Source organism: Pseudooceanicola sp. NS-SX8 (assembly GCF_057380755.1).
Genome location: NZ_CM170819.1, coordinates 4,523,510 through 4,539,208 on the forward strand (window position 1 = coordinate 4,523,510; position 15,699 = coordinate 4,539,208).

The 15,699-nt window shown below is 67.3% G+C and carries 13 protein-coding genes; 5 read left to right on the plus strand and 8 right to left on the minus strand.

Features of this window, described 5'->3' with window-relative positions; all coding sequences use genetic code 11:
- The first annotated feature begins 114 nt into the window (after positions 1 to 114).
- The gene (locus AC2IR1_RS20790; RefSeq protein ID WP_486473888.1) at positions 115 to 1,008 is read left to right on the plus strand and encodes a LysR family transcriptional regulator; all 894 of its coding nucleotides are present in this window, start codon (positions 115 to 117) and stop codon (positions 1,006 to 1,008) included.
- A 19-nt stretch (positions 1,009 to 1,027) separates the two neighbouring features.
- Here the strand turns inward: AC2IR1_RS20790 and AC2IR1_RS20795 are convergent, their stop codons facing one another.
- Positions 1,028 to 1,960, minus strand: coding sequence for an AraC family transcriptional regulator (locus AC2IR1_RS20795; RefSeq protein ID WP_486473889.1), 933 nt, complete (start codon positions 1,958 to 1,960; stop codon positions 1,028 to 1,030).
- Positions 1,961 to 2,193: 233 nt separating this feature from the next.
- Between AC2IR1_RS20795 and AC2IR1_RS20800 the strand changes: the two genes are divergently transcribed.
- The 4 genes from AC2IR1_RS20800 to AC2IR1_RS20815 all read left to right on the plus strand — a co-directional run bounded on the left by AC2IR1_RS20800 (position 2,194) and on the right by AC2IR1_RS20815 (position 6,639).
- Positions 2,194 to 3,627 (plus strand): APC family permease, encoded by a 1,434-nt coding sequence (locus AC2IR1_RS20800; protein ID WP_486473890.1) that lies wholly within the window; start codon positions 2,194 to 2,196, stop codon positions 3,625 to 3,627.
- Positions 3,628 to 3,665: 38 nt separating this feature from the next.
- Entirely contained in the window at positions 3,666 to 4,823 is a 1,158-nt protein-coding gene (locus AC2IR1_RS20805; protein ID WP_486473891.1) for an ornithine cyclodeaminase family protein, read from the plus strand.
- An 80-nt stretch (positions 4,824 to 4,903) separates the two neighbouring features.
- Entirely contained in the window at positions 4,904 to 5,326 is a 423-nt protein-coding gene (locus AC2IR1_RS20810) for a RidA family protein (protein WP_486473892.1), read from the plus strand.
- A 20-nt stretch (positions 5,327 to 5,346) separates the two neighbouring features.
- Positions 5,347 to 6,639: an NAD(P)/FAD-dependent oxidoreductase gene (locus tag AC2IR1_RS20815; protein WP_486473893.1), complete on the plus strand. Its 1,293-nt coding sequence runs from the start codon at positions 5,347 to 5,349 to the stop codon at positions 6,637 to 6,639.
- Positions 6,640 to 6,886: 247 nt separating this feature from the next.
- Here AC2IR1_RS20815 and AC2IR1_RS20820 read toward each other — a convergent pair whose 3' ends face one another.
- The 7 genes from AC2IR1_RS20820 to AC2IR1_RS20850 all read right to left on the minus strand — a co-directional run bounded on the left by AC2IR1_RS20820 (position 6,887) and on the right by AC2IR1_RS20850 (position 15,637).
- Entirely contained in the window at positions 6,887 to 8,509 is a 1,623-nt protein-coding gene (locus AC2IR1_RS20820) for a hypothetical protein (protein WP_486473894.1), read from the minus strand.
- Positions 8,510 to 8,705: 196 nt separating this feature from the next.
- Positions 8,706 to 9,980: an MFS transporter gene (locus AC2IR1_RS20825; RefSeq protein ID WP_486473895.1), complete on the minus strand. Its 1,275-nt coding sequence runs from the start codon at positions 9,978 to 9,980 to the stop codon at positions 8,706 to 8,708.
- On the minus strand, positions 9,977 to 11,446 hold the full coding sequence (locus AC2IR1_RS20830) for a GH1 family beta-glucosidase (RefSeq protein WP_486473896.1): 1,470 nt from the start codon (positions 11,444 to 11,446) through the stop codon (positions 9,977 to 9,979). The genes AC2IR1_RS20825 and AC2IR1_RS20830 overlap by 4 nt, the downstream gene beginning before the upstream one ends.
- Positions 11,439 to 12,254, minus strand: coding sequence for an SDR family NAD(P)-dependent oxidoreductase (locus AC2IR1_RS20835; RefSeq protein ID WP_486473897.1), 816 nt, complete (start codon positions 12,252 to 12,254; stop codon positions 11,439 to 11,441). Before AC2IR1_RS20835 ends, AC2IR1_RS20830 begins: the two co-directional genes overlap by 8 nt.
- Before the next feature lie 50 nt (positions 12,255 to 12,304).
- Positions 12,305 to 13,576 carry an aminotransferase class III-fold pyridoxal phosphate-dependent enzyme gene (locus AC2IR1_RS20840; RefSeq protein WP_486473898.1) on the minus strand — a complete coding sequence of 424 codons (1,272 nt, stop codon included), beginning with the start codon at positions 13,574 to 13,576 and terminating at the stop codon, positions 12,305 to 12,307.
- Between the two features lie 8 nt (positions 13,577 to 13,584).
- Entirely contained in the window at positions 13,585 to 14,355 is a 771-nt protein-coding gene (locus AC2IR1_RS20845) for a hypothetical protein (protein ID WP_486473899.1), read from the minus strand.
- A gap of 100 nt (positions 14,356 to 14,455) precedes the next feature.
- Positions 14,456 to 15,637, minus strand: coding sequence for an OmpP1/FadL family transporter (locus AC2IR1_RS20850; protein ID WP_486473900.1), 1,182 nt, complete (start codon positions 15,635 to 15,637; stop codon positions 14,456 to 14,458).
- Positions 15,638 to 15,699: the final 62 nt, after the last annotated feature.

Below are 15,699 nucleotides of genomic sequence, written 5' to 3' on the forward strand. Positions count from 1 at the left end.
ACCATGGCGGGCCTAACGAGTTTTTTCCGTGGCAGCCCCCGGGAAAAATTCAAACCTTTGATTTTCAATCATTCCCCCCTAATCCCGAAGTGACCCAGCCAGGAGCAGGCCGCCATGAATGTCCGTTTTGTCAGCAGCTTCGTCGCCACGGCGGACCTCGGCAGCTTCAGCAAGGCGGCCGAGGCGCTGTTCTCCACCCAGGCGACGGTGGCCTCCCGGATCGCCAAGCTGGAGGAGGAGCTGGGCGCCACGCTCTTCCACCGCGAAGGCTCGCACCTGCGGCTGACGGAAGAAGGTCAGAACGCCCTCGTCGCGGCGCGCAGGCTGCTGGAAGCCACCACCGAATTCGTCAGCGCCGCCGCCGGTGGCCCCCGCGCCGAAGGCACGCTGCGCATCGCCTGGACCGACTACATCTCCTACATGATGACGCCCGCCTTCGTGGCGGAGATGGCGGAGGATCACCCCCGGCTCTCCTTCGAACTGCTGACCGCGACCAGCCTCGACGTGATCGAACTGCTGCAGGAGGGGCGCATCGACCTGGGCATCCTCGTCGGGGCCGAACCCAAGCGGAACGTGCGCTGCCGGCACCTGTTCGACCTGCCGATGCAATGGATCTCCGCGCCCGGGCTCTTCGACGGGCCACCGCCGCCGGGCATGGCAGCGCTGCACGGCAGGCCGCTCATCAGCTACCCGCGCGGCACCCTGCCCGCGCAGGACATCGAACGGCAGCTCGATGCCCATGGCACGGTGCCCAGCCGGATGCTCTGGCTCGACAACGTGCGCGCCGTCATCGGCTGCGTGACCGGCGGTCAGGGGATCGCCCTGCTGCCGCCCCGCCTCGTGACGGAGGATATCGCGGCCGGGCGCCTGATGGTCCTGGACACGCCACCCGCCGTGCCCTCGATGGCCTTCCACGCCCATTACCGACCCGACTTCAGGGAAGAGACCTCCCGGCTGGTCTGCGACCAGATCGTCCGGATGTTCAACCGGGGCGCTGCAGAGGACTGAGCCCTCAGCCCCCCCGCCCTCAGCCCTCGTCGCGGGCCTGCGTCGGGCTGCGCCCCGTCCAGCCGCGATAGGCCCGCCAGAAGGCGGTGCCATCGGCATAGCCCAGCGTGGTGGCCACCGCCTCGACCGGGGTCCGCCCGTCCCGCAGCAGTTCTTCCGCCCGCTCCTGCCGGTAGGCCTGCAGCAGGGCCTTCACGGTCGTGCCCTCCTCTGCCAGCCGCCGCTGCAGCGACCGGGCGGAGGTCTGCATCAGCCCGGCGATCATCGGCAGGGTCACCGGCCTGTCCCCGAGGTTCAGCGCGATCAGCGCCCGCACCTGATCCGCCAGCGATCGCCCCTCACCGGCATCTTCCAGCAGTCCCGCCAGGTGCCGGTCGATCAGGTCCAGCATGTCCGGGTCCTCCTCCCGCCGGATCCGCGCCGCGTCGCTCCGGTCGATCACCAGCATGTTCGACGGCTGTGAAAACAGCACCGGCGCATCGAACCAGCGCATCAGCGCCTCCGGCGCGTCGGGCGCGGGATGGGTGAAATGCACCTCCACCGGATGCCAGCGCAGGTCGTAGCCGGTGCGGATCAGCTTGCAGATCCCGGCGAGGGAGAACTCGTTGTCCTGCCGTCCCGGGCTGACCCCCTGCGAGGTGATCAGGTAGCGCAGCAGCAGGTGATCGCCGTCATCCTCCAGCGTGGCCTGCGTCCCGCTCTGCAGCGCGGCCGAGAACCGCACGAGGCTTTCCAGCCCGCTGCGGATCGTGGCGCATTGCACCGCCCGCAGCCCCATCGGCCCGAAACCGCCCGGCATCATCCGGGATCCCAGCCGCAGGCCCAGGTTCGGCTCCCCCAGGACCCGGGCCGCATCCTCGAAAAGATCCAGGTAGGAGGCCAGCGAAACCGGCGTGTAATTGTCGTCCAGCACCCGCGAATCAATGCCGTGCCGCGAAAGCAGCTTTCGCAACTCGCTCAGGTTTTCATCAAATGCCCCGAAAATCGGCCTAAGAATTACGGCCCTGACAGACAGCCCCGTGGGCAGCGGTGCGCTGGCGATCAACTATCTGCCCTCCCATCCGTTTCAAAGCGCCACTTGGCGTAGACTATCGGATTCTTGGCGCTCCCTGCAATGGCTCCCCCCGGGCAACGGCGCGCTAACAGCGACCCATTCACGACAAACGTGCAACAGGGACGCAACAGATGACCGACTTGACTACCGGCAACGGCCGACTTCAGGGCAATTCCATTGGTCTCGCCCATATCGTCTTCTTCGTGGTGGCAGCCGCCGCCCCCATGACCGCAGTGGTCGGCGCGACGCCGCCCGCCTTCGCCTTCGGCAATGGCGCCGGGGTTCCGGGCGCCTTCGTTCTGGCGGGACTGCTCTACCTGGTCTTCTCGGTGGGCTACACCGCGATGACGCCCTACATCTCCGGCGCGGGCGGCTTCTTCAGCTACATCTCCCGCGGCTTCGGCGGGGCGGCGGGCATCGGCGGGGCGCTGATGGCGTTGCTGGCCTATTTCGCGATCCAGATCGGCATCTACGCCCTCTTCGCCGTCTTCATGTCCGCCACGCTCGCGCCGCTGGGGATCAACCTGCCCTGGTGGGTCTGGTCGCTGGCCGTCCTCGCCGTCGTGGTGTTCTTCGGGCGCCGCAACATCGCCATCTCCGGCCGGATCCTCGGCGCCTGCATGGTGGCCGAACTGCTGATCCTGCTGCTGCTCGACGCGGCCATCCTGCTCAACGGCGGCGGCCCCGAAGGGCTGACCCTCTCCGGCTTCCGCCCGTCAGAGGTCTTCACCCCCGGGCTCGGCGTCAGCATGGTCTTTGTCCTCGGCGCCTATGTCGGCTTCGAGGCCACCGCCATCTTCGCCGAAGAAGCCCACAAGCCGGAACGCACCATCCCGCGCGCCACCTATGTCGCGGTGCTGCTGATCACGGTCTTCTACGCGCTCTCCACCTGGGCCATCAGCCAGTACTATGGCCCCTCCCAGGTGCGCGAAGCAGCCACGGCCTCCCTCGAAGGGTTCTACTTCGACGCGGCGGCGGACCTGCTGGGCCCCTGGTCGGTCACGGTGATGAACCTGCTGCTGCTGACCAGCCTCTTCGCCTGCCTGCTGTCCTTCCACAACACGCTGAACCGCTACTTCTACACCCTCGCCTGCGAAAGCCTGCTCTGGCGCAAGATGGCCCATGTGCATGCCGAACACGGCTCGCCGCATGTGGCGGGCGTGGTGCAGGCGGTGCTGGTGGCGCTGATCCTGGGCGCCTTCGCCCTGGGCGCGGCGGATCCCTACACAGTGGTCTTCTCCTGGATGGCCGGGCTGGCGGTGCTGGCGATCCTCGGCACGCAGATCCTCGTCTCCGCCTCGGTGATCCGCTTCTTCCGCAGGCAGAGCCATGACCGCTCCCCTCTGGTGGTTCTGGTGGCCCCTGCCCTCGCCACGCTGGGCCTGGCCGCCGCCTTCCTGCTGGTGGGCAGCAACATCTCGATGCTGACGGGCAGCGACAGCCTGATCGTGCTGGCTTTCCCGGTGCTGGTCATCGCCACGGGCGCGGTCGGCGCGCTGATCGCCCTGGGCGTGAAGGCACGCAACCCCGCGCTCTACGCGGGCCTCGGCCGCAGCCTCGACTGAACCGCACCTGAAACCTCCATTCCCGAAAGGACCTTCCGATGAAAGACCTGCCCAACCTCCCGAACCTGCCCAAGATCGACTTCCTCTACCTTTCCGAGCAGGACATGATCAAAGCTGGCGTCACCGACATGCCCGCCTGTGTCGATTGCATGGAAGAGATGTTCGCCCTGCTGCACCACGGTGACTACCGCATGGCCGGGCCGAACAGCGACAGCCATGGCGCCATGGTGACCTTCCCCGAAGAGTCGCCCTTCCCCACCATGCCGAAACCCACGGCGGACCGTCGTTTCATGGCGATGCCTGCCTACCTCGGCGGCAGCTTCTGCACCGCGGGCGTCAAATGGTACGGCTCCAACATCGCGAACAAGGACAAGGGCCTGCCCCGGTCGATCCTGATGTTCACGCTGAACGATGCCGACACCGGCGCGCCGCTGGCCTACATGTCGGCGAACCTGCTGTCGGCCTATCGCACCGGCGCGGTGCCGGGCGTCGGTGCCCGCCACCTGGCCCGCAAGGACTCGAAGGTCGTGGGCATCTTCGGCCCGGGCGTCATGGCCCGCACGGCCCTCGCCGCCTTCATCGCCGCCTGCCCCGGCATCGACACGGTCAAGGTCAAGGGCCGTGGCCAGCGCTCCCTCGACGTCTTCATCGACTGGGTGAAGGAGAACTACCCGCAGGTCACCGACATCCAGATCGTCGACGACATCGAAGCGGTTGTGCGTGACAGCGACATCGTCACCTACTGCGCCTCGGGCGAGGTCGGCAATCCCGACGACTACCCGCTGGTGAAGCGCGAATGGGTCAAGCCCGGCACCTTCCTCGCCATGCCCGCGCCCTGCAACTTCGACGCCGGGATGGAAGCTGACGATGTGCGCAAGGTGCTCGACAACACCGGCCTCTACGAGGCCTGGTACGAAGAGGTGCCCAAACCCGCGCACAACGTGATCCCGCTGGTGGGCGTGAAGTTCATGGACATGATCGCCGCCGGCACCATGAAGCCCGAAGCGCTGGAAGACCTCGGTGCCATCGTCGCCGGCGCCACCCCCGGCCGACAGAACGATGACGAGATCATCCTGATGTCCGTCGGCGGCATGCCCGTCGAAGACGTGGCCTGGGGCACCGTCCTCTACCGCAACGCGGTCGAGAAGGGCATCGGCGTCAAGCTGAACCTCTGGGACGAACCCGTCCTGCGCTGACCTCTCCCATCCCCGACTGCCCCCGGCCGGCCCCGGCCGCTCCGGGGGCGCTTTTTAAACGCTTCTCCCAGGACCTTCCGATGACGACCATCACCAAGATCAAGACAGGCTCCAAGTTCGAGGACCACGCCAGCTATTCCCGCATCGTCGCGGTCGACAACTGGATCTTCGTCTCCAACACAGCAGGCCGGAATCCCGAGACGAAGGAGATCCCCGAGGACGTGACCGAACAGACCCTTCAGGTCTTCGCCAATATCGAACGCGCCCTGGCCGCCGTGGGCAGCAGCCTGGCCGATGTCGTGGCCAGCCGGGTCTTCATCCAGGATCCCGCCGATACCGAAACCGTCATGACCACCATCGGCACCAAGTTCCGCGGCATCGACCCGACCACCACCGTCACCTGCCCGCCGCTCGGCTCCACCGTCTACAAGGTGGAAATCGAGGTGACCGCCTACCGTGGCGCCGCCGGGGCCGACATCACCTACAAGACCGTCGCGGTCTGACAACCGGAAAGGACAGCCCAATGGCCCCCAGGATCGCACCTGTCACCACCTCGACCGACCTGCCGGAGCGGAGCGAAATCGTCATCATCGGCGGCGGCATCGTCGGCCTTTCGGCGGCGCTGACGCTGGCCGAACGCGGCCTGCCGGTGACCGTCCTGGAAAAGGGCCGCATCGCCGGCGAACAAAGCTCGCGCAACCTCGGCTGGGTCCGCAAGACCTCCCGCGCGGCGGCGGATGTGCCGCTGGCGCTGGCCGCCGACAGGCTCTGGGCCGGGCTCCCGGAACGGACCGGCCATGACGTGGGTTACCGCCAGGCAGGCATCATGTTCCTGGCCCGGCAGGAGGCCGCCCTCGAAGCCCACGAGGCGTGGTTGTCCTCAGTGAAGGGCCTCGACCTCGGCGCGCGGATGCTCTCCGCCGCCGAGATCGACCGCCTCGTGCCCGGCGGCAGAGGCAAATGGGCGGGCGGCGTGACCACCCCCTCGGATGGCCGCGCGGAACCCACCCTCGCCTCCAGCGCCATCGCGGCTGCGGCCATCGCCAAGGGCGCCCGCATCATCGAGGGCTGCGCGGTACGCGCCCTGCAGACCAGCGCCGGCCAGGTGAGCAGCGTCGTCACCGAACGCGGTGAGATCGCCTGTTCGCAGGTTCTGCTGGCGGCTGGCCTCTGGTCGCGCCGTTTCCTCGGCAACCACGGCATTTCCTTCCCCACCCTGCCACTCACCTGCTCGGCCTTCCGGACCGCGCCGATGGAAGGACCCACCGACGTTGCCGTGGGCGGTCCAGACTTCTCATTTCGCAAACATTCCGACGGCGGCTTCATCATCACGCAGCGCGGCGCCCTCTCCTGCCCACTGACCCTCGACCACCTGCTGGTCGGCACCCGCTACCTGCACCTGCTCAAGGACGAACGCTCGCTCCTCCGGATTACCCTCAATCGTCAGAGCCTCGACGACCTGTTGCTGCCGCGCCGCTGGCGCAGTGACCGGACCTCCCCCTTCGAAAAGGTACGGGTCATGGACCCGCCGACACTTCCGAAGCTCAACGCCGAAGCGCTGGAGAACCTCTCCGCCGCCTGGCCCGCCTTCGCGGACGCCCGCATCGTCGAAGCCTGGGCCGGCACCATGGATATCACACCGGATTCGCAGCCGGTGATCGACTACGCCGGTCGGATCCCCGGACTGGTGCTCGCCACCGGCTTCTCGGGGCACGGCTTCGGCACGGGACCTGCCGCGGGACAACTGGCTGCCGATCTCCTGACCGGAAGCACCCCTCTGGTGGATCCGCATCCCTATCGGTTCCTGCGGTTCTAGAATTGGCCGCTTTTCATGTCGCGTCCGGACTGGGCCCTGCGACACCCATGGGTCGACCGGGCGCTGGTTCGGCGCCCTGGCGCGGTCTCTCGTCCGCGACAGCTTAATTCGGCTCGACGTGCGTGGTCACGAGGCCCCGTAACCAACTCAAGACGCCCCGCGGCTTTGGCACGGGGCGTCTTGAGTTTGCCCCCGATGCCATGGCCTGCCACCGAACGGGCCAATCCCAGGCTGCACTTCAGTCCTGCTAGAAGGACATCCGGTAGGTCAGGGACAGGCCGCCACCGGTGATACCCGGGCCCGGGGCCTCCCCCTTGTTCCAGGACCAGCGGTTGTTGCTGTAATTCTGATAGGAAAGCTGCCAGTCCTCGTTGATGCGATAGCTGACGGTATAGCTGTAGTCGGGCTGATAGGTATCCTGCGTTCCCGGCGCGTAGAAATGGGTCGTCGCCCCCAGCCTGATCTTCGGGGTAAGCGCATAGCCACAGGACAGGTTCACGCTCTGCTCCGCAGGATTGGGCAGGCCGAGGCTGGCCGTGCAGGGCAATGACTTCTCCCCCCAGAGCGGCACTGGCGGAAGCCGGTAGTTCGCCCGGATCTTCCCCTGCAGCAGACCCGCAACCGGGCTGTGCCCGCCGGAAAAGCGCGTGGAATAGTTGCTGTAGCCCAGCCCGATCCTGTCCGTGACACGATAGCTGAAGGCATAGGTATAGTCCGGGTCCCAGTCCTGCTGCTGCTCGGGCTTGAGGTACCCCACCAGGGTCAGACGGGCGGAGAGCCGTTCCGTCAGCTTGGCACCACAGCCCAGGCTGACCCTTGGCTTGGTCGTCCCGCGCCGGTCGGGTGCCGAGGTCAGCGCGCCAAGGCTGGCACTTGCGGTCACTGAACAGGTCACGGCGTAGCGATCCCAGAAACGCGGGCGATCCTCCGCTTCCGCCGCGACATCCGCGGGCGCCGGCGCATCGACCGGCAGGGCAGCTGCCGGCCGGGGCACCGCCTGCGTCGTGACTGCGGCGCGTTGCGGCGACGACAGCGCAGGCTGCGCGCAGGCATCCGGCTGGTAAGGGTCTTCTTCGGCACAGACGGCTGCAGGATCGCCCTGCGCCGTGGCGGTTGTCGTGCCCTTGGACGGAAGAGAAGCCTCCTGTTCGGGAGCAGCGCCCGCAGCGGGGCCCGCGTCCACAGCCGTGCCCGTCTCTGCAAGGGAGCCTGCCCCCGGCTGTTCAGGGCCCGCCTCGTCATCGGACGGCGTCTCATCCTGCGTTGCGGCGACCTGATCGGAGGGCGTAACCAGCGGCGCTTGCACCTCCTCCGGCGGCTCTTCCTGCTCCGGTTCCGGTTCTGGTTCGGGTGGGGGCGGAGGCGCCGTCCCGGCCAGCAACCATTCCGCAAGATAGCGCGCCACGGCCTGGAGCCCCGGTTCCTCCGGAAGCTCGGGTTGCAGCCCGGCCCCCACGGGCACATCCGCCGTCGCACCATCGGCAAAGGAAATCCGGCACGACAGGGCCGCGTGACAGCTCAGCCGGGCGGCGACGCGGGACCGGTTGTTGCCCTGCATGATCTCAGCGCTCCCATCCGGGAAGAACACGTAACGCCAGGCGCCGATCTCTCCACGCTGGGACCGCGACCAGTGCAGCGCGTTGGGAATGTCCTGCAGCACCTCCCGGGCGCCCGGCACCGCAGGGACGGAGGTATCGACGAAGGGTGTGCCGGGCCAGGGCGAGGCGGGGTCTTCGGCTGTTTCCTGGCCGACACCCGCGGGCGCCAGACATAGTGACAGCAGCGCAAGCGCAGAGGCGCGCCGGATCGCGCCGGCACCCTGCGTTCGCCCGCACCGCTGCAGGCCATGCCGATCCCTCGACTTGCCCAAACCTGTATCACCACCTCAAGGGCGCATGTTTACGCGCCGTTACCAAGAAGCTCCTGCCCCCTGCAGAGTGACAGAATCCGGCCCGGCGCGCGACCGGAAATCCCGCCCGCGGTCAGTCAGGCGCATATCGGCAAGGCCCAGGACCCGAGACGCCCCGTTTCCGGCGCAGCAGCCGTGCCGTCAGGTCCCAATGCCGTCAGGTCCCGATGGCCCCGGCGCCCTCCGGTTCGGCGGGCTCAGCGGCCAGCGGTCGGTAATAGCGGCTGGCCAGGGCCAGAAGGGCGACATGCACGAACCAGATCCCGATCGCCACGTTGATCGCCAGGTGCATCGACCCGAGCGCCGCCGCAAGCCCGCCACCGATGGCCGGGCCCAGCCCCTTTCCAATACTGTCCGACAGGAAGAAGATGGCAAAGACCGATCCGCGGCGGTCCGGCGGGTTCGCGTTCATCAGCCAGGACCGGACGTTGGTCGCCGGAGCGGAGATGCCAAGCGCACAGAGCGGCAGCCAGACCGCGACAACCGTGGCCGAAAGCGGTGCATTCAGCCCGACCAGGAAGGCGAAGATGCCGGTGAAAGAGGCCAGCGCCACCCATCTGAGCGCCCTCACCGGCTGCGCGGCGAACAGGCGGTCCCCCAGCCCCGACCAGAGCAGCACCCCGATGACGGAAACCATGGCGAAACCTTCCCAGATCGCCGTCGCCTGCGCCTGCTCCATCCCCCGTTCCGTCGTGAAGTAGGAGATCATCCAGAAGGGCAGCAGCCCCCAGGGAATGCTGCCCGGAATGCTTTGCACGAAAAGCAGAAGGTTCGCCCGCGACCCCAGGATCGCCTCGATCCCGGCGCGGTAGCTTTCCGGTGCCCGGGGCGCGTCCTCCTCCTCCGTTGCCTGCCCCCGGGCGGGCTCCCGGAAGGCCAGCGCGAAAAGCAGGGCCAGCGCGAGGTTCGGCGCCCCGGCCAGCAGGAAGGCCAGGCGCCAGCCGAAATCGGAGCCGATGGCGATACCTCCCAGCACCGGGCCCAGCAGCGTCCCCAGCAGCCAGCTCACCTCGGCCAGGGCATTGGCCTTGGCCCGGTGACGGGGCGGGAAATAGTCCGACAGCAGCGACATGGTGATCGGGTAGACGGCGCCGATGCCGATCCCGCTGAGCACGCGCCAGCCCAGAAGCGCGCCGAAGGACGGGGTGAGCGCGGGAATGCCGCTGGCCAGGCAGGGCAGCTCCCCCACGAGGACGGCCACGACCATCAGCCACTTTCGCGAATAGCGATCGGTCAGGTAGCCCGCGAACAGTCCGACGACGGCCCCGACCAGGACAAAGGCCGATCCCATGATGCCGATCATGGCCTCCGGCGTGCCGAATTCCGCCCGCAGCGGCACGACGATGGAGGCCGTGATCATCGTGTCCGCCATCAGGAACATCGACATCATCAGAAGAAGGCCCAGCCCGGTCAGTTTCTGCATCAGCGTCATGGTTTACCTCCGGCGGCGGCAGGCCGCGCTACCCCGGCGCGGTGGGACCGGATCAGTTCGGCGTACCAGCGCGCACTGCTTTTCGGGGTCCGGGCGAAGGTGTCGAAATCCACGTGCACCAGGCCGAACCGTTTCTGATTGCCCAGGGCCCATTCGAAATTGTCGAAGAGCGACCAGACGAAATACCCCCGCAGGTCCGATCCCGCCGCAAGCGCCATCCGGACCTGCGCCAGGTGGTCCCGCAGGTAGTCGATGCGCCAGGGATCCTGCACGCCCCCCTGGTCGCGCTGATCGGCCAGGGCCATGCCGTTTTCGGTGATGTAGACGGGCGGGTTGCCGTAATCCTCCCGCAGCCACCCCAGGACCCGGCCCAGCCCCTCCGGCTCGACCCGCCATCCCATGGCGGTGAAACGGTCCCCGTCCCGTTCCAGCTCTGTCTGCGGCGGGGTCTTGAAGGCTTCCTCCACCTTGATGCCGAAGGGCACCGCCAGCGGGGACCAGTGCATGCGGGTGCAGGAGTAGTAGTTGACGCCGATGAAATCGACCGGGGCAGAGATGGTGGCCATGTCGCCCGGCTCGATCCGCGGGCGCCCGAACCAGAACTTCCGCCACAGCTGCGCCGGGTAGGCCCCGCGGAACAGCGCATCGGTGGTGACGAAATTCAGCACCTCGTTCATCAGGCGGCAGGCACGGTCGTGCCGAGGGCCTTCGCGGGTGGCCACGGCCGGCGTGTAGGAGATCGTGGTGCCGACGCGGGCATCCGGATGCGCGGCCCGGATCGCCTGCATGGCCAGACCATGCCCCAGCAAGAGATGGTGGATCACCGGCAAGAAGCGCCGGATCCGCCGTTCCCCGGGCGCATGCCATCCCTCGACATAGCCGAAATAGGCATGTTCCCAGGGTTCGTTCAGGGTGATCCAGTCCTTGATCCGGTCCCCCAGCCGATCCGCCACCAGCGCCGCGTAATCGGCAAACCAGGCGGCGGTGTCGCGGCTGGCAAACCCGCCGTTGGCGGCATGGATCGCCTGGGGCAGGTCCCAGTGAAACAGCGTCGCAAACGGGGTGATGCCGCGCGCCAGAAGGCCGTCCACCAGGCGGTCGTAGAAATCCAGCCCCTTGCCGTTCGGCCTGCCGCGCCCCTCCGGCAGGACCCGCGACCAGGAGATGGAAAAGCGATAGGCCTGGTGGCCCAGCGCCTGGATCAGGTCCAGGTCCTCCTCCAGCCGGTGATAGTGATCACAGGCCATGTCGCCGGTCGTGCCATCGGCGATCTTGCCCTGTTTGTGAGAGAAGACATCCCAAATGGACGGGCCGCGGCCATCTTCCGCGACCGCCCCCTCGATCTGGTAGGCCGCCGTAGCGGAGCCGAAGGTGAAGCCCGGCGGAAAGGCCCCCGAAGGAAAAATCCCCGGAGCAGAAAACACGGGCGCGGCAGCCGCGTCATGCCCCTGGCGGCTCTCACCCATTTCGGTAGGCCCTTGCGATCAGGTGGTAGAACAGCCCCGCCCCCAGGATGGCACGCAGGGGGGGCAGCACGCGGGCAAGCCCCGTCGTGCGATAGACCGGTCGCGGGCGCCGCGACAGCCCGGCGGTCAGCATCGCGGCGACGGTGCCGTCGGGTTCCGGTGCGTCAGCGTAGCTTTTGCGCAGAAAGCGCTGCACCCCGGCCATGAGAGGTCGGTATTCCTGCGGCAGGTCCCGCTGATCCAACCCGGCAAAGGCCACCTCTTCGAACCCGGTGCGCACCGGCCCCGGTTCGATGGCGATCACCTGCACCCCAGAGGGCGCCAGTTCCATCCGCATGGTTTCGGCCAGCGCCCGCAGGGCGAACTTCGTGGCGGTGTACCAGCCGGATCCGGGGGTGGCGATGTGACTGGCAAGAGATGACGTCAGGATCAGCCGCCCCGTACCACGCGCCCGCATATGGGGAAGAACCGCGTTGTTCACCCGGGCCAGTCCAAAGATGTTCACGTCGAACTGCCGCTGCGCTTCGGCGACAGGGACGGTTTCCACCGCGCCATAGGCCCCGTAACCCGCGTTGTTGTAGACGAGGTCAATCGCCCCCGCCTCCGCCAGGATATGGGCCACCCCCTCAGCGACAGAGGCATCGTCTGTCACATCCATCGCCAGGACCCTCGCCCCGGCCTGTCCCAGGTCCGCCATCACGCCGACCCGGCGGGCCGCCGCATAGACGGTGCAGCCCCGCGCCAGCAGCGCCCGCACCAGCGCCGCGCCAAACCCGGAGGAGGCCCCGACGACCAGCGCCACGGGCATTGCGGCGGGTCCCTGTCCTGCCCCCCGCCTTGGCCCCTGCCCTGCCCCCTTCATGCCTGCAGCGCCTCGACCTGGGCGGGGCTGGCGGCACGCACGGCGCGGAACGCCTCCCGCGCGACCTCATGGGTGAAGTCGATGTCCGCCTGGCTGATCGCGGTATTGATGAAGAGGTTGTGGTGGTTGGTGAAGAAGACACCCCGGCGCACGCATTCGGCCACCCATTGCTGATGCAGCATCAGGCTGTCGTCGTTTGCGATCCGCATGTACCACATCGACGGCTCCCCCGAGATCACCAGGTCGAACCCTTCGTCCCGGGCGATGGTCTCCAGCCCTGCGGTCACCCGTCGCCCGATATCAAGGCAGGCCCGGTCCGCGCCTGTGTCCCGCAGCTTGCTCACCGATGCGATCCCCGCCGCCAGGGGCGCGCCGGACAGCCAGTAGCTGCCGGTGTACATGATGGAGGAGATCGCGTCGCGAAGGCTGTCCACCCCGCAAAGAGCAGAGAAATTGTAGCCGTTCCCAAGCGCCTTGCAGAAGCACAGCAGGTCGGCCTTGAAGCCGTAGTAATGATCGGATCCCGCCACATCCAGCCTGAAGCCCGCGCGCACGTCGTCGATGGCCAGCACGATCCCGTTGTCATCGCAAAGCTTGCGCACCTTCTGCCAGTAGTCCGGATCGGGCAGCCTGTTGTCGGTGAAGGCCGGGTGCCAGTAGGGCGTGGACATGAAGCAGGCGATCTCCCCCCTGTTCTCGGCCACGACCCGGGCCAGCCCGTCAAAATCGTTCCAGTCGACATAGAGGTTGTTGGCCACCTCCTCCGCCGCCACCCCGGGGGAGCCCATCTTCTGCGTCCATGGCGCGACGCCATGGTAGTTGCCCTTGACCAGGATCACCTTCGACCGGCCCGTCGCCGCCCGCGCCGTCATCACCGCGAGAGAGGTCACATCGCCCCCGTTCTTGGCGAAGAAGGCCCAGTCGGCCATGGCGACGGTATCCACCATCAGCTCCGCCATCTCCACCAGCCGGAGGGAGGGGATGGTGAGGCAGTCGCCTTCGCCATACTGGCGGGCGGCGGCGGCTTCGACATCGGGATCGCGGTAGCCCAGGATGTTGGGGCCGTAGGCGCACATGTAGTCGATGAAGCGATTTCCATCGAGATCCCAGAAATAGGCGCCCTCCGCGCGGGAAGCGAACTTCGGAAAGGCCGAGGGCGGGATCGCGCATCCGGCGACCGGCCCCAGGTGGCCGTAGATCCCGGTGGGGATCACCTTCAGCGCGCGCTCGAAGGCCGCGTTCGAAGCGGGGTAGGAATATGTCTGCATCTTGGCCCTCAGGTCAGGTATTGGCCGGCCCGGAACAGCAGCTTGTCCACGGTGTCCAGCATCGGAATGAACCCCGTCAGGGAAAGCCGTCCGGAGGCGATGGCGGTAAAGCTGTCGGTCTTGCCGGTCAGCAGATCGAAAGCGGCGTCGATATCGCGGAACTGCATGCGCGCCCGGGGATGCGCGGCCGGGCCGCGCTGCATCCGCAGCACCCCGCCATCCTGAACCCTGCCCTCCTGAACCAGGTGCAGGGCGGGCCCCCCGTCGATGCGCAGCTCGACCTCTCCCTCCGGCATGGCACCGGCCCATTGCGCAAGCTCCGGATCGTGCCGCGCGATCTGCACCAGCGCGCCGGCAGTGATGTGCAGGGCGACCTCGGTGAACATCGCCCGAAAGGCGGGGTCCGCAAGGGTCTGTTCATCGGCACCCATCACGGCCTCCAGCCGCTTGGTCAGCCGCTCGAACGGGCCGGTCATGAAGCCCAGCCGGGTCACACCGCGATAGGGGATCGGATTGGCCTGCCCCTCCATCATCCTGTTGAAGGCCGTGGCGGAGGGCAGGAACAGCCGGATCCGGCCATCCGCACGATCCGGCGCCATGTGGCAGGCCCCATCGGCGAAGGAAAGCGTCCCGCGACCGCCGCCGCGAATGAGAAAGCTGACCGAGGTGGCACGCGTTCCCAGGATGTCCCGCGCGTCTGCGTCGGTCCGGCACAGGTCCTCCAGCCCGGCCAATACGCCGAACAGGTTGATCTGGCTGAAAGTGTTTGGATCCAGCATTGTCTGTCCTGAAGTCTGCACGGCGCCGGTCGCCCGGGGGTCGCCGCGTTGGAGGACTGGCCCGACAACCGGGCCAGTCTGTGTCGGAAGTCGGAAGGGATCAGAAGGTGATGGAGTAGCTGAGGCCAAGGAAGGTCGCGGTTTCATCACCGACCTTCGCGTCATAGACCGCGCCAGCATCCACCGTCTGTTCACCGGCGGTCAGCAGGCTGACCCCGCAGGTCAGGCCCAGCGTGCCGAAGTCGGTCTTGTATTCAAGGCCCAGGCCCAGCGTCCAGGTGTCCGTCGCCGTGTCGGCACCGGTGCCCACGCCCTTGTCCCATTCCACCAGGGTCGCCCCGGACAGGCGATCGGTGAACTCATGCCCGACGCCCAGGCTGACGGTCCAGCCATCCTGGTAGTTGAACACCTTGCTGGAGGCACCGACGTTGTCGACCGTGTAGGTGAAGCCGGGCAGAACGCTCCAGTCCGTCCACTTCACCGTCCCGAAGACAAGCCAGGCCGGGGCGACCCCCGTCTGCGCATTCAGCGTCAGCGACTGCGGCATTGTCCCGGCACCGGTCGCATCCTGATCGGCGGAGGGCAGCCCCATGGAGACCGCCAGCGGCGTGGTTTCGAAGTAGCCGACACCTTCGTGGTCGATGGCCGAACGGTAAAGCAGCTCGATCCGCGCCGCGATCTCGGGGATCTCGTAGGCGACACCAAGCCGATAGCCCCACTTGCCCTCGTCCTTCAGGTGCACCGTGCCGATCCAGGTCGCCTCGGTGTAGTCGAAGGTCTCGTGGAAGACACCGCCCAGCAGGCGCAGGTTCCCCGTCGTCATCGGGATCATGTAGCCGCAGGTGGCCGCCGTTTCCTTGGCAATGAAGCTGGAGGTCGAGGTGGGGTTGCCATAGGGATCCCCCTTGGCGATCGCCGCCGCATATTCCGCGTTCTGTTCCTCTTCGCTGAAGGTCGCGTCGGCGCCGAAGGGTTCCGAATAGCTCAGCACGCAGGTCACCCGGTCGGAGGCCTTCATCCCCAGGGCGAACCCCGGCATGTCGAAGGAGTCGGAGAAGGGATCCCGGTCCGCCTCGACACCCATGATGCTGTCATAGCTCCGATCCGGAGAGACGAGCCCCCATTCGCCGGTCAGCTTGAAGGTCTTGCCGTCGAAATCGTCATAGATCATCACCGTGTTGGCCGTGCCGCGGCTGAAACTTTCCGCCTGCGTCTGGGTGGCCAGCCCCCCGGCGGCAATCAGGGCCGAGAGGGCGAGGGATAGTCGCGTTCTTAGCTGCATGGTGTTTTCCCGTTGGATTGGAAGACCCCGCCCCTCTTTTGTTGATCGGGAGCGGTGATCGG